The sequence below is a fragment of the Halomonas sp. PBN3 genome (assembly GCF_000475415.1).
GTDB classification, from domain to species: domain Bacteria; phylum Pseudomonadota; class Gammaproteobacteria; order Pseudomonadales; family Halomonadaceae; genus Halomonas; species Halomonas shengliensis.
Window position 1 is genome coordinate 1 of the sequence record NZ_AXCA01000189.1, and the last position, 24,356, is coordinate 24,356.

Below are 24,356 nucleotides of genomic sequence, written 5' to 3' on the forward strand. Positions count from 1 at the left end.
GGGCATCGTGCAGGGCACCTACGAGACCTTCGTCGAGGCGGGTCGTCAGCACTATGACGGCGAGCTCAAGGGACGCTGGATCCTGACCGCCGGTCTCGGTGGCATGGGCGGTGCCCAGCCGCTGGCCGCCACCCTGGCCGGTGCCTGCTCGCTCAATATCGAATGCCAGCAGTCGAGCCTCGATTTCCGCCTGCGCACTCGCTACCTCGACGAGCAGGCCGAGGACCTGGATGACGCACTCAAACGCATCGAGCGCTACACCGCCGAGGGCAAGGCGATCTCCATCGGCCTGTGCGCCAACGCGGCCGACGTGCTGCCCGAGCTGGTCAAGCGTGGCGTCAAGCCGGACATGGTCACTGACCAGACCAGCGCCCACGACCCCCTGCATGGCTACCTGCCCCAGGGCTGGACTTGGGAGGAGTATGTGGCGCGCGGCAAGTCGCAGCCCGAGGCCACCGTCAAGGCTGCCAAGCAGTCCATGGCGGTGCATGTCCAGGCGATGCTCGACTTCCAGAAGATGGGCGTGCCCACCTTCGACTACGGCAACAACATCCGCCAGATGGCGATGGAAGAGGGCGTCGAGAATGCCTTCGACTTCCCGGGCTTCGTGCCGGCCTATATCCGTCCGCTGTTCTGCCAGGGCATCGGCCCGTTCCGCTGGGCGGCGCTCTCCGGTGACCCCGAGGACATCTACAAGACCGACCAGAAGGTCAAGGAACTGATCCCCGACGACCCGCACCTGCACAACTGGCTCGACATGGCGCGCGAACGCATCAGCTTCCAGGGCCTGCCGGCGCGCATCTGCTGGGTCGGCCTCAAGGACCGCGCCCGCCTGGGCCAGGCCTTCAACGAGATGGTCAAGAACGGTGAGCTCAAGGCCCCGGTCGTGATCGGGCGCGATCACCTGGACTCCGGCTCGGTGGCCAGCCCCAACCGCGAGACCGAAGCGATGCAGGATGGCTCCGATGCCGTGTCCGACTGGCCGCTGCTCAACGCTCTGCTCAACACCGCCGGTGGCGCTACCTGGGTGTCGCTGCACCATGGTGGCGGCGTGGGCATGGGCTACTCCCAGCACGCCGGCGTGGTGATCGTCTGCGACGGCACCGATGACGCTCACGCCCGCCTGGGCCGCGTGCTGCGCAACGACCCGGCTACCGGCGTCATGCGTCACGCCGATGCCGGCTACGAGATCGCCAAGAACTGTGCCCGTGAAAACGGCCTCGATCTCCCAATGATTCGCTAATGAGCTGACGGGTGGGGCTCTGCTCCCACCCATCATAGGAGTGCCAGATGAAACCTTTGCAAGGCATTACCGTCCTCGACCTGTCCCGCTTCCTGGCCGGACCCTATTGCACTGCTATGCTCGCAGACTTGGGAGCTGAGGTGATTAAGGTTGAGACGCCACATGGCGACGACAGTCGTAATGTCGGTCCTTTCATCGACGGGGAGAGCGTCTACTTTGCGATGCTCAACCGGGGTAAGCGCAGCATCTGCCTCAACCTCAAGGAGGTTGATGACCTAGCACGCTTCCACGCACTGTGCGCCGATGCCGATGTGCTGGTGGAGAACTTCCGCCCTGGTGTCACGCGCCGCCTGGGGATCGATGAGGCCACCCTTCGTGATCGTCATCCCTCACTGGTTTATTGCTCGATATCAGGTTTCGGGCAGACCGGGCCCATGACCGGAAAACCAGCCTACGACATCATCGCCCAGGCCATGTCTGGAATCATGGCAGCCACCGGACAGGAGGGTGGGTCGCCAACACGTATCGGCGAATCTCTTGGCGATGTAGCAGCCGGCATGTTCGCCAGCTGGTCGATTTGTGCGGCTTTGTTCCAGCGCGAGCGTGACGCGCAACGGACCGGCTGCTATCTGGATGTGTCCATGCTGGATTGCCTCTTTTCCATGCAGGTCACCAACCTCGCACAGTTGATGGCCCATGGGGAGGCCCCTGCGCCTGTGGGTAATCGACACCCCTTATCAGCTCCATTCGACAGCTTCCAGGCCCGAGATGGCCAGGTCATCATCGCCGTTGCTAACAACAGTCTGTTCGCGCGCCTAGCCGACAGCATGGGGGCCCCGGAGCTGGTCGAGGACGAACGTTTCACTACCGATGAGAGTCGTTGTGGCCACCAGGCAGAGCTGAAGGCGCGGATCGAACGGTGGACTAGCGAGCTGACGGTGGCCGAGGTCTGCGAGCGACTCGATGCTGCCGGGGTCCCCGCATCGCCGATCTGGGACATAAAGCAGGTTGCCGATTCCTACCATGCCCAGGAGCGTGGCCTGCTCCAGCCCTTTGGAGGTGTACGGTCTCCCACTCAACCTGTCTTCTTCAACGGCCTCAAGGTCGCGACCAGTGAACCGGCGCCGGCGCTGGGCGCCCACAACTCTATACTCGATGGGGAGAGCTCCCATGCATTTTGATTTCACCGAAGACGAGCTGGCTTTTCAAGAGGCCGCCCGCCGCGTGTCAGCTGACGTACTCAAGGCTAACGCCGCTCGCTACGATGATACTCGTGACTTCTGCAGCGAGAGCCTGCGCGCCTTGGGCGAGCTCGGATTTTGGAGTATGAACCTGTCTTCCGAGTACGGCGGCGTCGACATCAGCAGTATCGGAATGTCACTTGCTGTGGAGGAGATCGCTTATCACTGCGCAGCCACCTGCTCCTCGTTGACGGCGCACTTTCTGGCCACCGACTCGGTACTAGTGGGAGGCACGGAAGAACAGAAGCAGGCGTTGCTGCCGCAGTGCGCAGCCGGTGAGAAACTCGGTGCTTTCGCCCTCACCGAGCCGGGAGCCGGCTCAAATCCTGCCGAGATGCGGACCAAGGCGGTGCGCAACGAGCAGGGCTGGCATATCACCGGTACTAAGCACTACATCACCAACGGCGCCTTTGCCGACTTCCTGGTCGTCTATGCGAAAACCGACGAGGATCTGGGTCATCGAGGCATCTCGGCGTTCCTAGTTGATCGTGACACCGCAGGGCTTGCGTTCTCCCAACCGGAGAAGACGCTGGGTCTGCGCGGCAGCCACATCTATGAGATTGGCATTGATTGTGTTGTACCCGATAACGCTTTGCTGGGCGAAGAAGGTGCTGGATTCGCAACTGCCATGGAAGTACTCGATCGGGGGCGCGTCGAAGTGGCGGCCATGAGTGTTGGGATCTCTCGTGCGGCTTACGACGACACACTGGCCTGGTCCCATGATCGCGTGGTAAGTGGCAAGCCCTTGTGCCGGCACCAAGGCATCCAGTGGATGCTGGCCGAGATGCACGCCCAACTTGAGGCCGCGAAGTTGGTGACTTATAAGGCCGCCGCAGCTCGTGACTCTGGGCAGCGCTTTAGCCTCGAATCGGCTGTAGCCAAGTTGTTCGCTTCCGAGGCCGCTGCGAAGGTCACCGACCAGGCAGTGCAGATCCACGGCGGTTACGGTTACATCAGTGACCTACCCATCGAGCGCTATTACCGGGATGCTCGGATCACGCGAATCTTCGAAGGCACTTCGGAGATCCAGAAGATCATTATCGGCCGTGCTATTACTGCTTAAGACGGCACAGCAAGGAGTTATCCCGATGAAAGTACTCGCTGCCGTTAAACGCGTCATCGACTACAACGTCAAGATCCGGGTCAAGCCGGACCACTCCGACGTCGACCTCACCAACGTCAAGATGGCCATGAATCCCTTCTGCGAGATCGCCGTGGAAGAGGCGGTGCGCCTGAAGGAGAAGGGCGCGGCGACCGAGATCGTCGCCGTGACCATCGGCCCCAAGGCCGCCCAGGAGCAGCTGCGCACCGCCCTGGCCCTGGGTGCCGACCGCGCCATCCACGTCGAGACCGACGAGCGCGTCGAGTCGCTGGGGGCGGCCAAGGCGCTGGCCAAGCTGGTGGAAGAGGAGCAGCCGGGCCTGGTGATCCTTGGCAAGCAGGCCATCGACACCGACAACAACCAGACCGGCCAGATGCTCGCCGCCCTGACCGGCCTGCCCCAGGGCACCTTCGCCTCCGCTGTGGACGTGGATGGAGAGAAGGTACAGGTGACCCGTGAGATCGACGGCGGCCTGCAGACCGTCGAGCTGACGCTTCCTGCGATTGTGACGACGGATTTGCGCCTCAACGAGCCGCGCTACGCCAAGCTGCCCGACATCATGAAGGCCAAGAAGAAGCCGCTGGACGTCAAGAGCCCGGCGGACCTCGGTGTCGAGGTGGCCTCGAAGGTCAAGCTGCTCAAGGTCGAGCCGCCGGCCGAGCGCCAGGGTGGCGTCAAGGTGGGCTCGGTGGACGAGCTGGTCGACAAACTCAAGAACGAGGCGAAGGTGATCTCATGAGCATTCTGGTTCTGGCCGAACATCACGACGGCGCCCTGGCCGGCGCCACCGCCCATGTGGTCGCGGCCGCACAACAGATCGGCGGCGATATCGACGTGCTGGTGGCCGGTGAGAATGTGGCCGCCATCGCCGAGGCCGCCGCCAAGCTCGACGGCGTCAGCAAGGTCCGTGTGGCCGACAATGCCGCCTATGCCCACCTGCTGGCCGAGCCCACCGCGGCGCTGATCGCTGAGCTCGCCGGAGACTACAGCCACGTGCTGGCGGTGGCCTCCACCACCGGCAAGAACGTGCTGCCCCGGGTCGCCGCGCTCAAGGACGTGGCGCAGATCTCCGAGATCATCGCCGTCGAGTCCGCGGATACCTTCAAGCGCCCGATCTACGCCGGCAACGCCATCGCCACGGTGCAGAGCGAGGACGCGCTGAAGGTGATCACCGTGCGCACCACCGGCTTCGATGCGGTAGCCGAGGGCGGCAGTGCCGCCATCGAGGCCGTGGACTTCGTGGCCGACAACGCCCAGTCCACCTTCATCAAGGAGGAGCTGGCCCAGTCCGACCGTCCCGAGCTGGGTGCCGCCAAGGTGGTCATCTCCGGTGGCCGCGGCATGGGCAACGGCGAGAACTTCAAGCTCCTCGACGGCATCGCCGACAAGCTGGGCGCGGCCATCGGTGCCTCGCGCGCCGCGGTGGACGCCGGCTTCGTTCCCAACGACATGCAGGTGGGCCAGACCGGCAAGATCGTCGCCCCGGACCTCTACATCGCCGTGGGCATCTCGGGTGCCATCCAGCACCTGGCCGGCATGAAGGACTCCAAGGTGATCGTGGCCATCAACAAGGACGAGGAGGCGCCGATCTTCCAGGTGGCTGACTATGGATTGGTCGCCGATCTCTTCGAGGCCGTACCCGAACTCGAACAACAATTATAGGCGAAAGCTCACGAGCTTATTACCGGTTCCGGTATTTGTATCAGGTCGCGCCTTGTAGTCGAGTCTCTTGTCGCGACCCACTACCTGCCAATTGGAGAATTACAATGAACAAAGTAGAAGTGTTTCAGCCCGGTGCCGCGGGTGCCCTGAAGGCGGTTTTTGGCAGCCTCATTGGACTCGGTATCTTCTTCGTTCCACTTCCGGTGGGGGAAGGCGAGAGCAAGATACCTCTGGTCATGATCATCGATTATGTCAAGGGGCTGCTCGGCGGTTCGATCGATTACCTCACGCTGGGCATTATCGGCCTTCTGTGCCTGACCTGGCTGGTATCCAGAGTATCCGGCAACGCCGCCCTGCGTCGTTATCATCGCAAGGATGGGGTGATGAGTGGCCTGGCTTTTCTGCTGGCGGCTTTCTTTGCCACGCTGCTGGTATTCGGTATCGGCCCCGACTGGCTGCTGCACGATGATGTGGGCGGTCTAGCCTTGTACCTCGGAGGCAGCGTCTTTCTCACCGTCGTCATTGCTGGTTTCTTGGTGCTTTTTCTGACTGAGTTCGGCTTCCTGGAATTCATCGGCACCCTGATGGAGCCGCTGATGCGCCCGCTGTATCGCCTGCCGGGACGCTCCGCTGTGGATGCCGTTGCCTCCTTCGTGGCCGCCCCGGCGGTGGGGATCTTCATCACCAACAAGCTGTACAAGGGGGGGTACTACACCGAGCGGGAGTCAGCCAGTATCGCGACCAATTTCAGTATCTGTAGCCTTGGCTTCTTCGCTTTGCTGGCCTCGATCGGCGGGATCATGGAGTATCTCCCCCACATGATCCTCGTCTCCTTTTTGATCAATTTCACCCTGGCTGCTGTCGTGGTACGCATTCCGCCGCTGTCACGCAAGCAGGATCATTATTATGGGGGGCGTGAACAGACCGCGGACGATCTGCGTGATGATGCGGAAGGCCATATCCTGGCGCGCGCCTGCTCGGCGGCGGCTGCCCGGGCGGCACAGACGCGGCCGGAGGCTTTTTACCAGGGGTTCTGGGAGGCTATCACCTTTGCCCAAAAGATCGTGGCTTTCATCCTGTCCATCGCCACCCTGGCCCTGTTGCTGGCCACTTATACACCGGTGTTCGACTATCTGGGCGTCGTGGTCGAACCGCTGATTCAGCTGATGCAGCTGCCGGATGCCCATGCGATTGCGCCTACGGTCCTGGTGTCCATCGCCGAAATCGCTTTGCCGGCCATCATCATCTCCGGTGCCGATGTCAGCCCCATGGCGATCTTCTTTGTCTGCACCTTGTCCACGGTTCAGATCATCTTCTTTACCGAGAGTGCAAACGCCATGCTGGAGTCCAGTATTCCGCTGTCCGTCAAGGATCTGGTGGTGATCTTCCTGGTCCGCACTCTGTTGGCTATCCCTCTGGTGGCGTTGGCCACGCATCTGATCTTCTGATTTAGGGCTTTATCAATGGAATGACGCGGAAGGGCAGTTCACTCTGCCGCGTCATTTACTAAAAGCAGCATAGGAAATGAGTGATGGCAACTGAGGTGATGGTATTTGATGGCTCTTCGATGTTGCGGATTGACCAACCAGAATCCTCCACTTATGACCCACTCTGCGGTGCTGCCGATAGCGTGAGCTCGATGGCATCGTGCCGCCAGAGCTCATCATCGCAATCAATGGCCCGCCCGTTCTGGTCGTAGTTGATGCGCGTCACACGCTGAGCGGGTCCGCCTGCAGCGGCGCGTAGAGCATCGGCGGCTTGCTCATCCAGCACCGTGGAGCAGAGCTCGAAGCTGACTCGACTGACGCGCATGCCGTAGTGACTGCGATAGAGCTCAGTAAGCGAGTGGGTCTCGAGGTCGTGTTCGAGAATCCCCGGGAAACAGTCCGTGCGCAGATGGTGCTCCACGTACAGCACGGGCCGGCCATCGACGCGGCGGGCCCTGGCGATACGGTAGACCGGCGTGCCCTCCCTGATCCCCAGGCGGGCGGCGACCCGGGGGGGAGCAGGGAAGCGTCTTGCCTCCACCAGGCGAGTGTCCGCCTTGCGCTGCTGAGACTCCACCATTTCCCGGAAAGGCAGGCAGGCGAGTAGGTCATAGTGCAGGCGTGGTGGCGAGACGAACCAGCCACGGCGGTTCTCTCTATAGATGCGTCCCTCGGCTTCCAACTGCATTAGGGCTTCACGCAGGGTGATGCGGGTTGTGCCGAGGCTCGCCATCATCTGTCGCTCCGAGGGGAGCCGCGCTCCGTGACCGACGGCCTCGTCGGCCAGCATCTCGAGCAGCGCATGACGCAGCCGGCTCGCCGGTGGCGTCAGGCTGACCGGGCGGTGGCTGGAGGAGGGAATCGGGGTGGGCGGCGTGTTGGTCAAGGGTGGCTCGTTTCTGGTCTAGTTCAGTCGCCTTTACGGCGCAAGCGGCATGCTGAGTGGCAGCCTAGCGAAGATTCCATGTCATCAGCATGACAGCGGTTCCCCAGGGTGCTCGGGGCGTATATGTTGTCGCGGCCGATGGCAGGCCATCCAATTGCCACTTTACCGACATTCCCCTGTCACCTTGCCGGCTTAGTGTGCCTCCTGTCAGCCGCTTCTGAACTAGACCAGATGGCGGTTTCACCCTGACCACTCGCATGGAGCCACACCGTGAATCCGACCCGTTCGACGCTGCTTCGCCTCACTCTGACCGCTGCCCTGAGCACCACGCTGTTTGCCGGCCAGGCGCAGGCCTCTACCGACTTGTCTGATCTGATCGCTGCCGCTCAGGAGGAGGGCCGTGTCGACAGCGTCGGCATGCCGGACTCCTGGGCCAACTGGAAGGACACCTGGGCGGACCTCAAGGAGCAGTACGGCCTGGAGCACATGGATACGGACATGAGTTCCGCCGAGGAGATCGCCAAGTTCAAGGCGGAGGGGAAGAATGCGACGGCGGATATCGGTGACGTGGGCATCAGCTTCGGCCCGATCGCCGTGACGGAGGGCGTCACCCAGCCCTACAAGCCGACCACCTGGGACGAGATTCCGGACTGGGCCAAGGACGACGACGGCCACTGGATGCTCGGCTATACCGGCACCATCGCCTTCATGACCAACAAGCAGCTGGTGCCGGAAGAGGAGCGTCCGCGCAGCTTCGCCGATCTGGCCGAGGGTGAGTACAGCGTGTCTTTAGGCGCCGTGGGCCAGGCGGCTCAGGCCAACAGCTCCGTGCTGGCGGCGGCTTTTGCCAACGGTGGGGATGAAACCGATCTGGCTCCGGGACTGGAGCTGTTTGCCGAGCTGGCTCGCCAGGGGCGTCTTTCGCTGGCGGATCCCAGCATCGCGAATCTCGAGAAAGGCGAGGTCGAGGTGGCGCTGCTGTGGGACTTCAACGCCCTCAACTATCGCGACCAGATCGATCGTGACGCCTTCGAGGTGGTGATCCCCTCTGATGCCTCGGTCACCTCCGGCTATGCCACCATCATCAACAAGCATGCCCCGCACCCCAACGCCGCCAAGCTGGCACGCGAGTTCATCCTTTCCGATGAGGGCCAGTTCAATCTGGCAGAGGGCTATGCCCGGCCGATCCGCGCCCAGCACCTGACCCTCCCCGAGGAGATCGCCGCCAAGTTGCTGCCCAACGAGCAATACGCCAATGCCCGGCCGGTGGAAGATTTCGAGGCCTGGGAACAGAGTGCCCGCCAGCTGCCGCGCCAGTGGCAGTCTCAGGTACTGATTCACCAGCAGTAACCCTTCCGCTTTCTCATCGATTGCCGCCTCCCCGTGAGGCGGCAAGGAGGTTTGCATGTCTCATCGCGTCATACTCGTGGTGCTAGATGGCCTCAACCATGCCGTGGGTCAGCACGCCATGGGCCACCTGCATGCCCTGTGTGAGGCGGGCCGTGGCAGCTATCACACGCTGGATTGTGAACTGCCCGCCATGTCGCGTCCGCTCTATGAGTGCCTGCTGACGGGGGACCGCCCGGTGGACTCCGGTGTGGTGCATAACCAGGTGGTGCGCCGTTCCACCGGCACCAGCCTGTTCGATCTGGCGGTTCGCCAGGGGCGACGGACCGCCGCGGCGGCCTATCACTGGGTCAGCGAACTCTATCTGGAAGCCCCCTTCGTGCCGGCACGCCATCGTTTCCATCAGGATCCCGAAAGTGCCATTCAGGCCGGGCTGTTCTACTGGCAGGACCACTATCCCGATGACCACCTCTTCAGTGATGCCGAGGCGCTACGCCGTCTGAGCGACCCTGACTTCCTGCTGGTACACAGCATGAATGTCGATGATGCCGGCCACCGTCATGGCGGGGAGTCGCCCCAGTACCGCAACGCCGCGCGGCGAGCCGATATCGCTCTGGCCGATTACCTGCCGGCCTGGCTGGCCGAGGGTTACCAGGTCATGGTGACCGCCGACCATGGGATGAATGCCGACGGCTCCCACTCGGGACTGCTGGAAGAGGAACGCCGGGTGCCTCTGTGGCTGTTCGGCAAGGCGTTTGCCCATGACGCAGCGATCACCCTCCAGCAGCCGCGGCTGTGCGGCACGCTTGCCAGCCTGCTGGGCCTGCAACACGACAAGCCCTCCCATCCCGAGCTGTTGGTTGAGGGGAGGGACGCGTCGTGAAGCGCCTGCTGCCTGCCTGGCTGTGGCTGATGCCTTTCGCGCTGGTCTTCGTTGCCTTCCAGATGGCGCCTCTGGGCTGGATCGCCGTCAGCGCCTTCCAGGTCGAGGGAAGCTGGGGGCTGGGGCACTTTCAGGAGATCGCCACATCGCCCTTCTTTCGCCAGGCGATCTGGCGCAGCCTCGAGATCTCCCTGGTCTCCAGTCTGCTGGGACTCATCATCGCCGTTCTGGCGTGCCACAGCCTGACCCGTACCAGTGGCCCGCTGCGTCGCTGGATGATCGCCTTCACCAACATGACCAGCAACTTTGCCGGGGTGCCGCTGGCCTTCGCGTTCATCATCCTGATGGGGGCCAACGGGGTACTGACTCTGGCCCTGCAGCGTGTGGGGCTGATCGATGACTTCTCGCTCTACTCACGCACCGGCCTGATCGTCATCTACACCTGGTTCCAGATTCCGCTGGGCATGCTGTTGCTGTTTCCTGCCTTTGCGGGGCTGCGTGCCGACTGGCGTGACGCCGCCAGCCTGCTGGGCGCCGGGCGAGTCGCCTACTGGTGCCACATCGGCCTGCCGGTGCTCCGGCCAGCGTTGGCGGGGACCTTCACCATCCTGATCGCCAATGCCATGGGCGCTTATGCCACCGTCTACGCCCTGGTCAACACCAGCTACAACCTCATGACCATCCGTATCGCCAACTTGGTGTCGGGCGACCTGTTCCTGCAGCCCAACCTGGCCAGTGCCCTGGCGCTGATCCTGGTGGGCCTGCTGGCCATGGTCACCCTGATTCAGCAGTGGCTGTTACGCAGGAGCCATCATGTCGCAGAACGCTGATCTCACCCTGTCGCGGCCCAAGGCACCGGCCCTGCCGACGCTTCGCTTACCGCGTCCATCTATTCATGCCCTGGTGGTGGGGGGAGTCTTTACCCTGCTGGCACTGCCTCTGGTGGCGACTCTGGGGTATGCGCTGGCCACCAGCTGGGGCGCCACGCTGCTGCCGGACGGGCTGACCCTCAAGTGGTTTCTGGAGCTGTGGAGCACGCCGCGCTTCCAGCTGGCGTTCGCTCGCTCCATGCTGGTGACCCTGGGAGCTCTTGTGCTGAGCCTGGTACTGGTCGTGCCGGTGGCCTTCCTGGCCCATACCCGCTACCCGCGGCTGGATGCCTGGATGAACGGGCTGGTGCTGGTGCCCTTTGCCGTACCGCCGGTGGTCTCCTCGGTAGGTCTGCTGCAGCTTTATGCCGGTGGCCCGCTGCCGCTGGTGGGCTCCCCCTGGATCCTGATCTTCACCTACGTGACGATCGCGCTTCCCTTCGTCTATCGGGCCGTCGCCAACAGTCTGCGGACCATCGATGTGAGGTCATTGATGGACGCCGCTCAGCTGCTTGGCGCGACGCCGTTCAGGGCCTTCTTCCTGGTGATCCTGCCCAATATCCGCATCGGTGTTCAGGTCGCCGTCTTCCTCTCCTTCTCCTTCCTGGTGGGCGAGTTCGTCTTCGCCAACATGCTGGTGGGTACCCGCTTCGAGACCCTGCAGGTCTATCTCAACAACATGCGTGGGGCCAGCGGCCATTTCACCAGCGCGCTGGTGATCACGCTCTTCCTGTTCACCCTGTTGCTGACCTGGCTGGGGAATCGCCAGTCCGGCCACGCCATCGCCAAGGATGCCAACGCATGACAACCTTGACCGCTGCTCCCTATGCCCGCGACCACCTCCCGACGCTCGATCGCCGTGACACCGTGGCCGAGGTGGCGACAAGGCAGCAGGGCACCACAGCCACTGCGTCGCCTGACTATCTGCGCCTCGAGAGCCTGGCCAAGCGTTTCGGCGAGACTCAGGTGTTTTCCCAGATCGATGCCGAGATCGCCAAGGGCGAGTTCGTCACGCTGCTGGGCCCCTCCGGCTGCGGGAAATCGACCCTGCTGAGGGCTATCGCCGGTCTGAACACGCTCGATGAAGGACGCATCATGGTGGGTGGCGAGGAGATTACGTCACTCCCTCCCCAGCAGCGCGGCGTCGGCATGGTGTTCCAGCACTATGCGCTGTTCCCCAATATGCGGGTCACCGACAACGTCGCCTTCGGGCTTCGCATGCAGAAGGTGCCCCAGGAGGAGCGCGGCCGCCGCGTGGACGAGGTGCTGCGCCTGGTCGAGCTGCGCGAGCATGCTGACAAGTTTCCGCATCAACTCTCTGGCGGGCAGTGCCAGCGGGTGGCGCTGGCTCGCGCGCTGGTCGTGGAGCCCCGTATCCTGCTGATGGATGAGCCGCTGTCGGCGCTGGATGCACGCATCCGCCGTCACCTGCGTCAGCAGCTGCGCGACATTCAGAAGACGCTGGGCCTGACGACGCTGTTCGTGACCCACGATCAGGAAGAGGCGCTGATGATGTCCGACCGCATCTTCCTGATGCATGACGGACGTATCCTGCAGCAAGGGGATGCCGAAGCACTGTACACACGGCCCCGCAGCCATCAGGCCGCTGGCTTCATGGGGCACTACAACGTGCTGTCGGGGGAGCAGGCGCATGCGCTGCTCGGCACAGTGAGCAGGGCGGCGCGCGTGGCGTTGAGGCCCGAGGCCATCTACCTGCAGCCGGTGTCAGAGGCCTCGCCAGGCGGTGAAGTGCCAACCCACGCAGGCCCTGGCTGCCGAGGCGTGATCCGCCGTCGTCAGCTGCTGGGCAACATCGTACGCTATGCGGTGGAGTGTGCCGGGATTGAGCTCTCTATCGATGCCCTCAACCGAGGCAGCCGCCATCTGCTGGCCGAGGAGAGCGAGGTGCTGGTGTTTGTCGACCTCGATGAGGTTCAGGAGCTTGAGGAGTGAGTATGTCTCGCAGGGCAATGCGCCTGGCGCTGTTCGATCTGGATGACACCCTGCTCGACGGGGATATCACCGGGTACTGGAACGAGTGGTTGATCGAACAGGGCTGGATCCCGGATGCCGCCGAGTATCGTCGCACCTGGGAGAGCCATATGGCCGACTACGCGGCAGGCACCCTGGATATGGAGGCGCATCTGACGTTTCTCCTCGCCCCCTTGGCAGGACGCGAGGTCCAGGAAGTGGCCGAGCAGGTCGAGGTGTTCCTCGATAGCCGCATCATGCCCCGGCTGTTCCCGGGGGGCCTGGCGCAGGTGGCATGGCATCGCGAGCAGGGGCATACCACCGTCGTCATCTCCGCCTCGACCGCTCAGCTGGTGGTACCGCTCGCCAGGCGCTTAGGCTGTGATGCGGCACTGGCAACAGCGCTCGAGGAGCAAGCCGGTCGCTATACCGGCCAGGCGCACGGTACCCGCACCTTCAAGGAAGGCAAGCTTCACGCACTCCGGGAGTGGCTGGGGGAGACGCAGCCGGCGGAAACCTGGGGCTACTCCGATTCACGAAACGACCTGCCGCTTCTCGAAGCAGTGGAGAGACCGCACGCCATCCATCCGGACCCGGTGCTCGCCGGTATTGCGCGTGAGCGGGGCTGGGCGATGCCCTCGTGGCGGTGAGGCTACCGCTCGACGTTTATCCACGCTTCTTGTAGCAATCCCCAGCGTTCACCCCACTTAGCTGTTGATATAAGCTGAGTGCAGCGCAACGAGACCGCCCTCAGGCGGCCAGGGAACTGCAGGGAGCCGCACCATGGAGATCATCGATAACGTCAGCCGGCTACTCGGCGACGATCTGAAGGACACCCTGCGGCCAGGCGCCCGCCTCAAGATCGCGGCCTCCTGCTTCTCGATTTTCGCCTACGAGGCGCTGAAGGAGGAGCTGGAGGCGCTGGACGCGGTCGAGTTCATCTTCACGTCCCCCACCTTCGTCCCGGACCAGGCCAGCGACAAGTTCCGCAAGGAGCACCGTGAGTTCCACATCCCCAAGGCAGAGCGCGAGCGCAGCGTCCATGGCAGCGAGTTCGAGATCCAGCTCAAGAACAAGCTGACCCAGCGGGCCATTGCTCGTGAGTGCGCCGATTGGATGCGCCGCAAGGCTCGCTTCCGCTCCAACCGTGGACAGGCCGCGATGCAGCCCTTTGCCGGCGTTGCAGCTTCAGGCGGCGATACGGTCTATATGCCGCTACAGGGCTTTACGGCGGTGGATCTGGGCTACCAGCAGGGCAACGCGGTCTCCAACTTCGTCACCCGCTTCAGCGAGCCAGCCCACACCTCTCAGTTCATGGCCCTCTTCGACCAGCTGTGGCAAGACGAAGAGAAGCTCGAGGATGTGACCGAACGGCTGCGCGAGCATATCGCCTCGGTCTACCGGGAGAACCCGCCGGAGCGGATCTACTTCCTGATGCTCTACCACATCTTCCACGAGTTCCTGGAAGACATCAGCGAGGATGTGTTGCCCAACGACCGCACCGGCTACCAGGACAGCGTCATCTGGCAGAAGCTGTTCAACTTCCAGCGTGACGCGGCCACCGGCGTCATCAACAAGCTGGAGACCTACAACGGTTGCATCCTGGCCGACAGCGTAGGGCTCGGGAAGACCTTCACCGCCCTGGCGGTCATCAAGTACTACGAGCTGCGTAACCGCTCCGTGCTGGTACTGTGCCCGAAGAAGCTCGCCGATAACTGGCTGACCTACAACCGAAACCTGACCACCAACGTTCTGGCCCAGGACCGCCTGAATTACGACGTGCTCTGCCATACCGACCTGCAGCGCACTCGTGGGGAATCCTTCGGCATGCCGTTGGATCGCGTCAACTGGGGCAACTATGACCTGGTGGTAATAGACGAGTCGCACAACTTCCGCAACAACGACGTCTACAAGGATCGCGAGACGCGCTACCAGAAGCTGATGAATCAGGTGATCCGTGCCGGGGTGAAGACCAAGGTGCTGATGCTCTCCGCCACGCCGGTCAATAATCGCTTCACCGACCTGAAGAACCAGCTGGCCCTGGCCTACGAAGGCGAAGCCGAGAACCTGACTCGCCATCTCAGCGGCGCCAAAGACATCGAGGGCATCTTCCGGCGCGCCCAGGCCACCTTCAACGAGTGGTCGGCCCTCCCACCGGAGAAGCGCACCACGGGCGCCATCCTGCAAGCGCTGGATTTCGATTTCTTCGAGCTGCTAGACAGCGTCACCATCGCCCGTTCACGTCGGCATATCGAAACCTTCTACGACACCAGCGATATCGGCAGCTTCCCGGAGCGCCGCAAGCCCCTCTCGTTTCACTGTCCGCTCACTAACCGAACCGATGTGATCGGCTTCAACGAGATTTTCCAGCAGCTCTCCCAGCTCAAGCTTTCCGTCTACGCCCCGATCAGCTACATCCTGCCCAGCCGCCTCAAGAAATACGAGGAGATGTACGACACCGAAGTGTCCAGTGGAGGCGGTAGCTTCAAGCAGGTGGACCGGGAGAAGAGCCTGCAGGCCCTGATGACGACCAACCTGCTCAAACGCCTAGAGAGCTCGGTGGCAGCGTTTCGCCTGACCCTGGAGGGGCTGCAGGATAGCTACCAGACCATCCTGGATAAGATTGCGGCCTTCAAGCAGACCGGCCGCTCGGAGAGCTTTGCGGATATCACTGCGTCCTTCGAAGACGCCGACCCCGACGACGACAGCATTCCGATGCCGGGCGATACCACGGTGGGCAAGAAGGTCCAGATCAGTCTGGAGGACATGGATCTGCCGTCCTGGGAGCATGACCTGAGCACCGACCTGGTGTGGATCGAGCTGCTGCTGGAGGAAATGGCTAAGGTCACCCCGTCCGACGATGCCAAGCTGCAGCACCTCAAGACGCAGATCGCCAGCAAGCTGGCCTCGCCGATCAACCCCGGCAATCGCAAGGTAATGATCTTCACCGCCTTCGCGGATACCGCCAAGTACCTCTACGACAACCTGGCGCCTGTGCTGCTCGAGAGCCAAGGCGTGCACACCGGGCTGGTGACCGGCAGTGACGCGCCGAAGTCCACCATCGGCGCCATGCCCAACAGTCGCCAGCACTATGACTTCCAAGGCCTGCTGACGCTGTTCGCTCCGCAGGCCAAGAGCAAGGCCATGGTGTACCCCATTGAACCCCGCGAGCTGGACATCCTGATCGGGACCGACTGCATCTCGGAAGGCCAGAACCTGCAGGACTGCGACTACCTGATCAACTACGACATCCACTGGAACCCGGTGCGCATCATCCAGCGTTTCGGGCGTATCGACCGCATCGGCTCGCCCAACGCCAGCATCCAACTGGTCAACTACTGGCCGGACATCAGCCTGGACGAGTACATCAACCTCAAGGAGCGCGTCGAGAACCGCATGGTGATCGCCGACGTCACCGCCACCGGCGACGATAACGTGCTTAATGCCCAGTCCAACGATGTTGCCTACCGGCGCGAGCAGCTGCGCCGGCTGCAAGATGAAGTGGTGGAGATGGAAGACCTCAAGTCCGGCGTGTCGATCACCGACCTGGGCCTGAATGAATTCCGCATGGACCTGCTGGGCTATATGAAGGAGAACGGCGACCTGAGCCGTATTCCCAATGGGCTGCATACCGTGGTGCCAGCCCGCCCCGAGAGGGGCCTGCAGCCCGGGGTCATCTTCACCCTGCGCAATCTCAATCAGCAGGTAGGGCACCAAGGGAGTGGCCTGCAGCAGCAGAACCGGCTGCACCCTTTCTATCTGGTCTATATCAGCCACACCGGCGAAGTAATCAGCGACTACACCGAGGTCAAGCGCCTGCTGGATCTGGCCCGCACCGCATGCAAGGGGCTGGGCGAGCCCGTCGAAGCCGTCTATCGGCCCTTCAATGAGGAAACCCACGATGGCCGAGAGATGCACGCCTATTCGGCGCTGCTGGATCAGGCCATTCGCTCGATGATCGAGGTGAAGGAGGACAAGGACATCGACAGCCTGTTCAGCGGCGGCGAGACCACGGCGCTGGTCGATACTATCGAAGGGCTAAACGACTTCGAACTGATTACCTTCATCGTCATTCGTGACGCGGGCTCGACCATAAACACAGGCTCGGGCATGGAGCGCCATGCGGTCAGCAGGGAAATCGAGAGTAAAGCACCATGACGGCACCGCTCTACCAGTACCCCGCCAAGACAATGCTCGGTCGAGTGGTGGCCAAGCAGCGCATCCTGGCGCATGTGCGGGCCACCGCCAAGCTCAGGGAGCGCCTGCGGGATGAGGTCGCCCAGATCACCTGGCATGCCAAGCTAGCTCATAGCACGCTCAACCTGCCCGGCACCGAGGATGTGCCGGAACTGCAGGTCTTCGTGATCACGCTCAAAGGCGAGGATCTGCACCGAGACGTGCTGCGGGCCATCGACCGTGCCATTCCCTTTCCGATCCTGTTCGAGCTACACGGCACCCGCGGCATCCGTGTCACCGCCGCCTACAAGCGGCCCAGCCAGGCCGACCCCGGTAAATGGGTGCTGGATGACCACTACGCCAGCAGCGATTGGTTGCCAGCCGATACGCGCCGGCAAACGCTCCCCACGGCCATCGACCTGAAGCAGCTCTACCAGCAGCTGCTGCGCAGCCTGCTTCCCGCACCGGCGCGTCGGGGCGAAGCCTTGCCAGATCAGCTGGAACGCTTGAGGGCCCTGGAAGTCCTCAAGAAGGACGCGGCTACCCTCGAGAAGCGCCTGCGCAACACGAAACAGTTCAACCGCAAGGTCGAGATCAACGCCGAACTGCGCTCGATCCGCGAGAAAATTGCCGACTATGACACCTGATCACGACCCCAGAGGTCCGGAGACACGCGACACCATGGACAAGCTGAAGATGCACTCCCCCAACCTGACCGAGGACAGTATCGCCAAGCTGGCCGAGCTGTTCCCAAGCTGCGTCACCGAAGTGCGTGATGAACAGGGGCGGATGAAACAAGCCATCGACTTCGACCAGCTGCGCCAGGAGCTCTCCGATCATATCGTCGACGGGCCAAAGGAGCGTTACCATCTCAATTGGCCCGGCAAGCGGGAAGCCCTGCTGGCGGCCAATGCGCCAATTACCAAGACCCTGCGCCCTTGCCGGGAAGAGAGTGTGAGCTTTGACACCACCAAGAACCTTTTCATCGAAGGGGATAACCTTGAGGCCCTAAAGCTTCTTCAAGAGACTTATCTGGGCAGGGTAAAATTGATTTATATCGACCCGCCCTACAATACAGGGCGTGAATTTATCTACGACGATGACTATCGTGAGTCCTTTGACGGCTACCTTGATTCATCCGGGCAGCGTGATGATCAAGGTGGCCGATTAGTTGCCAACACCGAAGCCAATGGACGATTCCATTCGGACTGGCTATCTATGATGTACCCCCGGCTGCGGTTGGCAAAGAACCTTTTATGCGATAATGGCGTGATCTTCATTTCTATTGATGATCACGAAGTTGACAACCTTCGAAAGCTGTGTGATGAAGTTTTTGGCGGTGAGAACTTTGTTGCTCAATTGATTTGGCAAAAAGTGTTCTCTCCAAAAAATAGCGCCAAGTGGTTCTCTGAAGACCATGACTATATCCTTGTTTACGCAAAGGATAAAGGATTGTGGGCGCCAAACATGCTTCCGCAAACCGAAGAGATGATTGCACGGTATAAGAACCCTGATAATGATCCGCGTGGTCCTTGGACTTCTAGCGACCTGGCGGCTAGAAATAGGTACGACGCAGGGTTGTATTCAATTAAGTGTCCATCTGGGCGAGTTATTGATGGTCCGCCGAGGGGGAGTTATTGGCGAATCAATGAAGATAGCTTTAAGAAGCTTGATAGTGACAATCGTATATGGTGGGGGAGGGATGGCGATAATATGCCCCGCCTTAAGAGGTTTCTTTCCGAGGTAAAGCAGGGTAGGACTCCGCAAACTATTTGGTTTTATTCTGAAGTTGGGCATACCCAAGATGCAAAAAAGTCACTCTTGAAATATGTCGACTTCCAAGAAACTGAAAATGTTCTAAACTCTGTCAAGCCTGTCGAGCTTATACAGAGGATTTTACAGTTATCGACATCGCCAGATGCCAACGACATTGTTCTTGACTTCTTTAGCGGAAGCGCGTCAACAGCCCATGCAGTGATCAAGCAGAACTATGAGGACGATGGAACCCGACGCTTCATCGGGGTGCAAATCCCCGAGCCGCTTCCTAAGCCAGAACCTGGACTTGGCTCAATATTTGAAATGGGTGCAAGGCGTATCAAAAACTACGCCAAAGAAATCTCATCAGAAGCCGATGACCACAAGGCTGGTTCTCTCGATCTTGGCTTTCGCGTCATGAAGATTGACTCGTCAAACATGCGAGAAACTCACTATTCGCCGGACGTGCTTAGCCAAGACTTGCTGTCTGAAAATATCGACAATATTCGCGAGGGTCGAAGTTCAGAAGACCTGCTCTTCCAAGTCCTGCTTGACTGGGGCGTAGACCTGTCACTTCCCATCTCTCGCCAGGAGCTTGATGGAAAAACCATCTTCTTCGTCGACGGAGCCGAGAAGCATATGGCCCTGGCCGCCTGCTTCGACCTCGATATCGACGAGGCATTCGTCAAACAGCTCGCCGAGTACGAGCCGCTGCGCGTAGTGTTCCGCGATGCCGGCTTCGCCAGCGACAGCGTCAAGATCAACGTCGAGCAGATCTTCGCCCAGAAGTCGCCCAATACCGACGTCAAGGTGATCTAGGCCCATGAGCATGGACGAGCAGGCGCTGAAGCAGTTGCTGCACTCCCTTATCGAGCGCTGGGAGAGCGAGGTGGTCGAGTTCAAGCGCGGTGGCAAGGGCTTCTCCACCTCGGACCTGGGAAAATACCTCTCGGCGCTGGCCAACGAGGCGAATCTGCGTGCCTGCGAAAGCGCCTGGCTGGTCTTTGGCATCGACGACAAGACACGGCGCATCCTGGGGTCCGAGTACCGCCATGCCCCCGGTGAGCTCGACAGGCTCAAAATGCAGATAGCCGACGGTACCGAGCCCAGCATCACCTTCCGCGACATCCACGAGCTGGAAACCCCGGAGGGCCGGGTGCTGCTGTTCGAGATTCCACCCGCACCGATGGGCATGCCCATCGCCTGGCAAGGGCACTACTTTGCTCGCGCCGGGGAGAGTCTGACCGGCTTGGGCCTGGACAAGCAGGATGCGATCAGGCGACAGACCGACGCCACCGACTGGTCCGTGCAGTTGGTGCCGAATGCCACGCTCGACCATCTCGACCCCGAGGCGGTCAGCAAGGCCCGCGAGTCCTTCGCCAAGAAGTACGCCAACCGCTTCGAGCCTGACGAAGTAATGGGATGGCCGTTGGCCACCTTCCTGGATCGCGCCAAGCTGACGCTGGACGGCAAGATGACCCGGGCGGCTATCCTGCTGCTCGGCAAGGAGGAGGCAGCGCCACTGCTATCTCCCCATCCGGCTCAGCTGACCTGGAAGCTGGAGGGGCCGGAGCGGGCTTACCAGCACTTCGGCCCGCCGTTCCTGCTGGCCACGACGCGGCTCTACCAGCAGATCCGCAACGTGCAGGTGCGAATCCTGCCCGAGGACCAGCTGCTGGGCGTGGAGCTGGCCAAGTATGACCAGCGGATCGTGCTGGAGGCACTGCACAACTGCATCGCCCACCAGGACTACACCCGCAACGGCAGGGTCCTGGTCACCGAAGAGCCAGACCGGCTCACCCTGGAAAACGCCGGGGGCTTCTTCGAAGGCAGGCCGGAGGACTACGTCACCGGCCACAAGACGCCGATGCACTACCGCAATCCCTTCCTGGTCAACGCCATGGTCGAGCTGAACATGATCGACACCATGGGCTACGGCATCCACGAGATGCACCTGGGGCAGGCCAAACGCTACCTTCCCATGCCGGACTATGACGTAACCGACCCCTCCCGGGTGAGGCTGACGATCTACGGCAGCATCGTCGATCCGGCCTACACGCGCATGCTGATCAAGAAGACCGAGCTCTCCCTGCAGGAGATCCTGGCCCTGGATCGCGTACAGAAACAGCTGCCGCTCGACAAAGAGATGACGAGTCGTCTGCGCCGCGCCAAGCTGATCGAAGGCCGGCAGCCCAATCTGCGCGTCTCCGCCGAGATCGCTACCGCAACGGCGACCAAGGCCCAGTACATCCACACCCGTGGGCAGGATGACGCCTTCTACGCCAAGCTGGTGATCGATTATCTGGCCAAGTTCGGCTCCGCCAGCCGCCAGGAGATCGACACCCTGCTGTGGGACAAGCTCAGCGATGCCCTGGATGAGCCAAAGAAGAAGGCAAAGGTGGGCAATATCCTGACCAAGCTGCGACGCGCTGGCCAGATCCGCAATGCCGGCAGCCGCGGTGCGCCGGAATGGCGACTGGTGCATGACGATGCAGAAAGGTCTGCAGAAAGAAACGGCGGCTCTGCAGAAAGAGACTGAACAAAATTTTCTTAAGCTGTTGATTTTAAAATTAAAGCATCGAGAGCCCTTTCTGCAGGCTCCGATGCCGGTGCAGAAAGGAAGGCCATGAAGCTCAAGTTCAAGACTCAGGAATACCAGACGCGGGCAGTCGAGGCGCTGGCGGACTGCTTTGCTGGCCAGCCCTTCAGCAGCGGTATCCGCTACCGCATCGACCCGGGCGAGACAGCACCCCTGGCGCAGCCAATGCAGCGTGACATGTATGCCTCGCCAGATTCCGACGACGCCGGCTTCAAGAACGCCGCGCTGGAGCTGACGGAGCTTGAGCTCCTGAACAACATCCGGACCGTGCAGCGCCGCCAGAACCTGCCGCTTTCCGACGGCTTGAAAAAGGATGACAAGACCGGCTGCCCCTACAACCTGGACGTAGAGATGGAAACCGGCACCGGCAAGACCTACGTCTACCTCAAGAGCATGTTCGAGCTGAAGCAGCGCTACGGCTGGAGCAAGTTCATCGTGGTGGTGCCCAGCATCGCCATCCGCGAGGGGGTCTACAAGTCGCTGCAGATCACCGCCGACCACTTCCTGGAGAGCTACGGGGAGAAGGCGCGCTTCTTCATCTACAACTCGAAGCAGCTGCACAACGTAGAGAGCTTTTCCTCGGATGCCGGCATCAGCGTGATGGTCATCAATGTTCAGGCTTTCAATTCTCGCAGTGCCGACAACCTCCGCATCTACGATGAGCTGGACGACTTTCAGTCGCGGCGCCCCATCGATGTCATCAAGGCTAACCGACCTATTGTGATAGTCGATGAGCCCCAGAAAATGGGTACCGATACTGCATTGAAGTCATTGGGGAAATTCAATCCCCTTTTCATCGTGCGCTATTCGGCGACCCACAAAACGACCTACAACAAGATCCACCGCCTGGACGCCCTGGACGCTTACAACCAGAAGCTGGTGAAGAAGATCTCGGTGCATGGCGTCACCACCAAGGGCCTCACCGGCACCGATGCCTACCTCTACCTGGAGAATATCGAGACGGCCAAGAACAAGCCTCCTGTGGCCTGGGTCGAGTACGAGGAGAAGTCGGCCAGCGGCGTGAAGCGCAAGCGCCGCAAGCTGGGCAAGGGTGACAACCTGCATGAGCTGTCGGATGGGCTGGACCAGTACAAGGGATTCGTCGTCTCGGAGATTGATGCCAGGATCGATCAGCTCAGTTTCACCAACGGCGTTGAGCTCACCGCTGGAGAGGTGACCGTCGATGTCACCGAGAAGGCGCTGCGCCAGATCCAGATCCGCGAAGCGGTCAAGGCGCATTTCAAGAAGGAGCAGCTGCTGTTCTCCCAGGGGGTCAAGGTGCTCACCCTGTTCTTCATCGACGAGGTGGCCAAGTACCGCCAGTACGATGAGGGCGGTGAGGTGCTGGGTGAGTACGCTCGGATCTTCGAGGAGGAGTACAACCACGAGCTCAACCACGTCCTGACCCTTGAGGATAGTGAGTACAACCGCTACCTGAAGGGAATCAGCGCCTCGGATACCCACAACGGCTACTTCTCCATCGACAAGAAGTCCAAGCGCCTCGTCGACCCCAAGACCAAGGCGCGCTCGACCGAGACGGACGATGTCGATGCCTACGACCTGATCTTGAAGGACAAGGAGCGCCTGCTCTCCTTCGAGGAGCCCACGCGCTTCATCTTCTCCCACTCCGCACTGCGGGAGGGCTGGGACAACCCCAACGTGTTCGTCATCTGCACGCTGAAGCACAGCGACAACACCATCTCCCGGCGTCAGGAGGTGGGACGCGGCCTGCGCCTAGCGGTCAACCAGCTGGGGGACCGCATGGACGATCCGCTGACGGTGCACGACATCAACGAGCTGACGGTGGTCGCCAGTGAGAGCTACAAGGACTTCGTCACCGCCTTGCAGCGCGACATCAGCAATGATCTCTCCGAGCGCCCGCGGGTCGCCGATGAGGCCTACTTCACCGGCAAGTTGCTCGTGTCGGATGAGGGCGAGGTTGAGGTCACGCCCGCCATGGCCAAGGAGATCTACCGCTACCTGCTCAAGAACGACTACACGGATAACGCCGACCATATCACCGAGGCTTACCACCAAGCCAAGGAGGACGGCACCCTGGCCGAGCTGCCGGAGGCGCTGCAGCCGTACGCACAGCAGGTGCTCCAGCTGATCGATAGCGTCTTCAGCAACGCCCAGCTGCCGCACATCGAGGACGGCCGAAAGGCCAAGCTGAATCCGCTCAACGACAACTTCCACAAGAAGGAATTTCAGGAGCTCTGGGAGCGCATCAACCGCAAGGCGGCCTACTCGGTCAGCTTCGATTCCAACGAGCTGATCGAGAAATGCGTTGGAGAGCTTAATGAAAACCTCAAGGTTAAGCGGCTCGAATATAAGGTCGAACGCGGAACTCAGAAGGCCGAAGCTAGCTACCAGGACATGACTAGCGGGCAGGCCTTCACCGTCAACGAGAGCGAGCGGGTCAAGCATGATGGCTCGCTTCACTCGGCGGTCCAGTACGACCTGATCGGCCGCCTGGCCGAGGCCACGCAGCTGACGCGGCGTACCGTGGCGGCGATTCTCTCCAAGGTTCAGCCGAAGACCTTCAAGCAGTACCAGATGAACCCCGAGGACTTCATGGCCCAGGCTGCCAGGCTGATCAACGAGCAGAAGGCCAGCATGGTAGTCGAGCACATCAGCTACGACCCCATCAACGAGCAGCACAGCCGGGAAATCTTCACCATCGAGAAGCCGGAGAACCAGCTGGATCGAGCCTACAAGGCCAACCGCCACGTCTATGACTACGTAGTGACCGACTCCAAGATCGAGCGGGACTTCGTCGAAGAGCTCGACACCGGCAAGGAGGTGGTGGTCTACGCTAAGCTGCCGAAAAGCTTCTTCATCCCGACCCCGGTGGGCAACTACAACCCCGACTGGGCCATCGCCTTCAACGAGAATGATGTCAAACACGTCTACTTCGTGGCCGAGACCAAGGGCAGTATGTCATCGCTGGAGCTGCGTGAAATCGAGCAGGCGAAGATCAAGTGCGCCACGGAATTCTTCGACACCATCGCTACGGCGAAGGTGAAGTATGACGTTGTGGACTCGTATGATAAGTTGATGAATTTGGTGAGGTAGCTGTTGATAACGAAATGCAGACTTCCAGGTTGGGAGTCTGCATTTCAAGAGGAACAATGT

18 protein-coding genes are annotated in these 24,356 nt (G+C 61.3%); 17 read left to right on the forward strand and 1 reads right to left on the reverse strand.

Features of this window, described 5'->3' with window-relative positions; translation table 11 throughout:
• The 6 genes from hutU to Q673_RS32400 all read left to right on the forward strand — a co-directional run.
• A partial coding sequence (hutU, locus tag Q673_RS32375; protein WP_023006917.1) for a urocanate hydratase occupies positions 1-1,243 on the forward strand: 1,243 nt, incomplete at its 5' end.
• 47 nt (positions 1,244-1,290) lie between these two features.
• The gene (locus Q673_RS32380; protein ID WP_023006918.1) at positions 1,291-2,424 is read left to right on the forward strand and encodes a CaiB/BaiF CoA transferase family protein; all 1,134 of its coding nucleotides are present in this window, start codon (positions 1,291-1,293) and stop codon (positions 2,422-2,424) included.
• Complete coding sequence (locus tag Q673_RS32385; protein ID WP_023006919.1) at positions 2,414-3,547, forward strand: acyl-CoA dehydrogenase family protein; 1,134 nt, start codon at positions 2,414-2,416, stop codon at positions 3,545-3,547. Before Q673_RS32380 ends, Q673_RS32385 begins: the two co-directional genes overlap by 11 nt.
• Before the next feature lie 25 nt (positions 3,548-3,572).
• Positions 3,573-4,325, forward strand: a complete 753-nt coding sequence (locus Q673_RS32390) for an electron transfer flavoprotein subunit beta/FixA family protein (protein WP_023006920.1) — start codon at positions 3,573-3,575, stop codon at positions 4,323-4,325.
• Positions 4,322-5,248, forward strand: coding sequence for an electron transfer flavoprotein subunit alpha/FixB family protein (locus tag Q673_RS32395; protein ID WP_023006921.1), 927 nt, complete (start codon positions 4,322-4,324; stop codon positions 5,246-5,248). Before Q673_RS32390 ends, Q673_RS32395 begins: the two co-directional genes overlap by 4 nt.
• A gap of 104 nt (positions 5,249-5,352) precedes the next feature.
• On the forward strand, positions 5,353-6,696 hold the full coding sequence (locus Q673_RS32400) for a YjiH family protein (protein WP_023006922.1): 1,344 nt from the start codon (positions 5,353-5,355) through the stop codon (positions 6,694-6,696).
• Positions 6,697-6,847: 151 nt separating this feature from the next.
• Here the strand turns inward: Q673_RS32400 and Q673_RS32405 are convergent, their stop codons facing one another.
• Positions 6,848-7,621, reverse strand: a complete 774-nt coding sequence (locus Q673_RS32405; protein WP_023006923.1) for a UTRA domain-containing protein — start codon at positions 7,619-7,621, stop codon at positions 6,848-6,850.
• A gap of 270 nt (positions 7,622-7,891) precedes the next feature.
• Here Q673_RS32405 and Q673_RS32410 point away from each other — a divergent pair, with 270 nt between their 5' ends.
• From Q673_RS32410 to Q673_RS32455, 11 genes are all read left to right on the forward strand, one after another.
• The gene (locus Q673_RS32410; protein WP_023006924.1) at positions 7,892-8,971 is read left to right on the forward strand and encodes an ABC transporter substrate-binding protein; all 1,080 of its coding nucleotides are present in this window, start codon (positions 7,892-7,894) and stop codon (positions 8,969-8,971) included.
• 55 nt (positions 8,972-9,026) lie between these two features.
• Complete coding sequence (locus Q673_RS32415) at positions 9,027-9,851, forward strand: alkaline phosphatase family protein (protein WP_023006925.1); 825 nt, start codon at positions 9,027-9,029, stop codon at positions 9,849-9,851.
• On the forward strand, positions 9,848-10,681 hold the full coding sequence (locus tag Q673_RS32420; RefSeq protein WP_023006926.1) for an ABC transporter permease: 834 nt from the start codon (positions 9,848-9,850) through the stop codon (positions 10,679-10,681). Before Q673_RS32415 ends, Q673_RS32420 begins: the two co-directional genes overlap by 4 nt.
• Positions 10,665-11,525, forward strand: a complete 861-nt coding sequence (locus tag Q673_RS32425) for an ABC transporter permease (RefSeq protein ID WP_023006927.1) — start codon at positions 10,665-10,667, stop codon at positions 11,523-11,525. Before Q673_RS32420 ends, Q673_RS32425 begins: the two co-directional genes overlap by 17 nt.
• On the forward strand, positions 11,522-12,673 hold the full coding sequence (locus Q673_RS32430; RefSeq protein WP_023006928.1) for an ABC transporter ATP-binding protein: 1,152 nt from the start codon (positions 11,522-11,524) through the stop codon (positions 12,671-12,673). The genes Q673_RS32425 and Q673_RS32430 overlap by 4 nt, the downstream gene beginning before the upstream one ends.
• Positions 12,674-12,675: 2 nt before the next feature.
• Positions 12,676-13,341, forward strand: coding sequence for an HAD family hydrolase (locus Q673_RS32435; protein ID WP_052004286.1), 666 nt, complete (start codon positions 12,676-12,678; stop codon positions 13,339-13,341).
• A gap of 133 nt (positions 13,342-13,474) precedes the next feature.
• On the forward strand, positions 13,475-16,849 hold the full coding sequence (locus Q673_RS32440) for a helicase-related protein (RefSeq protein ID WP_023006930.1): 3,375 nt from the start codon (positions 13,475-13,477) through the stop codon (positions 16,847-16,849).
• Complete coding sequence (locus tag Q673_RS32445; RefSeq protein WP_023006931.1) at positions 16,846-17,514, forward strand: DUF4391 domain-containing protein; 669 nt, start codon at positions 16,846-16,848, stop codon at positions 17,512-17,514. The genes Q673_RS32440 and Q673_RS32445 overlap by 4 nt, the downstream gene beginning before the upstream one ends.
• Positions 17,515-17,548: 34 nt before the next feature.
• Positions 17,549-19,441 carry a site-specific DNA-methyltransferase gene (locus Q673_RS0118655; RefSeq protein ID WP_031218547.1) on the forward strand — a complete coding sequence of 631 codons (1,893 nt, stop codon included), beginning with the start codon at positions 17,549-17,551 and terminating at the stop codon, positions 19,439-19,441.
• A gap of 4 nt (positions 19,442-19,445) precedes the next feature.
• Positions 19,446-21,161 carry an RNA-binding domain-containing protein gene (locus tag Q673_RS32450; protein WP_023006933.1) on the forward strand — a complete coding sequence of 572 codons (1,716 nt, stop codon included), beginning with the start codon at positions 19,446-19,448 and terminating at the stop codon, positions 21,159-21,161.
• A gap of 87 nt (positions 21,162-21,248) precedes the next feature.
• A complete protein-coding gene (locus Q673_RS32455) occupies positions 21,249-24,296 on the forward strand; it encodes a type III restriction-modification system endonuclease (RefSeq protein WP_023006934.1) in 3,048 nt (1,015 codons plus the stop codon).
• The last annotated feature ends 60 nt before the right edge of the window (positions 24,297-24,356 follow it).

What these genes read in the sequence shown, in the direction of transcription:
- Q673_RS32380 (WP_023006918.1), top strand. Translation starts at nt 1,291, where the DNA reads ATGAAACCTTTGCAAGGCATTACCGTCCTCGACCTGTCCCGCTTCCTG.
- Q673_RS32385 (WP_023006919.1), top strand. Translation starts at nt 2,414, where the DNA reads ATGCATTTTGATTTCACCGAAGACGAGCTGGCTTTTCAAGAGGCCGCC.
- Q673_RS32390 (WP_023006920.1), top strand. Translation starts at nt 3,573, where the DNA reads ATGAAAGTACTCGCTGCCGTTAAACGCGTCATCGACTACAACGTCAAG.
- Q673_RS32395 (WP_023006921.1), top strand. Translation starts at nt 4,322, where the DNA reads ATGAGCATTCTGGTTCTGGCCGAACATCACGACGGCGCCCTGGCCGGC.
- Q673_RS32400 (WP_023006922.1), top strand. Translation starts at nt 5,353, where the DNA reads ATGAACAAAGTAGAAGTGTTTCAGCCCGGTGCCGCGGGTGCCCTGAAG.
- Q673_RS32415 (WP_023006925.1), top strand. Translation starts at nt 9,027, where the DNA reads ATGTCTCATCGCGTCATACTCGTGGTGCTAGATGGCCTCAACCATGCC.
- Q673_RS32425 (WP_023006927.1), top strand. Translation starts at nt 10,665, where the DNA reads ATGTCGCAGAACGCTGATCTCACCCTGTCGCGGCCCAAGGCACCGGCC.
- Q673_RS32430 (WP_023006928.1), top strand. Translation starts at nt 11,522, where the DNA reads ATGACAACCTTGACCGCTGCTCCCTATGCCCGCGACCACCTCCCGACG.
- Q673_RS32435 (WP_052004286.1), top strand. Translation starts at nt 12,676, where the DNA reads ATGTCTCGCAGGGCAATGCGCCTGGCGCTGTTCGATCTGGATGACACC.
- Q673_RS32440 (WP_023006930.1), top strand. Translation starts at nt 13,475, where the DNA reads ATGGAGATCATCGATAACGTCAGCCGGCTACTCGGCGACGATCTGAAG.
- Q673_RS32445 (WP_023006931.1), top strand. Translation starts at nt 16,846, where the DNA reads ATGACGGCACCGCTCTACCAGTACCCCGCCAAGACAATGCTCGGTCGA.
- Q673_RS0118655 (WP_031218547.1), top strand. Translation starts at nt 17,549, where the DNA reads ATGGACAAGCTGAAGATGCACTCCCCCAACCTGACCGAGGACAGTATC.
- Q673_RS32450 (WP_023006933.1), top strand. Translation starts at nt 19,446, where the DNA reads ATGAGCATGGACGAGCAGGCGCTGAAGCAGTTGCTGCACTCCCTTATC.
- Q673_RS32455 (WP_023006934.1), top strand. Translation starts at nt 21,249, where the DNA reads ATGAAGCTCAAGTTCAAGACTCAGGAATACCAGACGCGGGCAGTCGAG.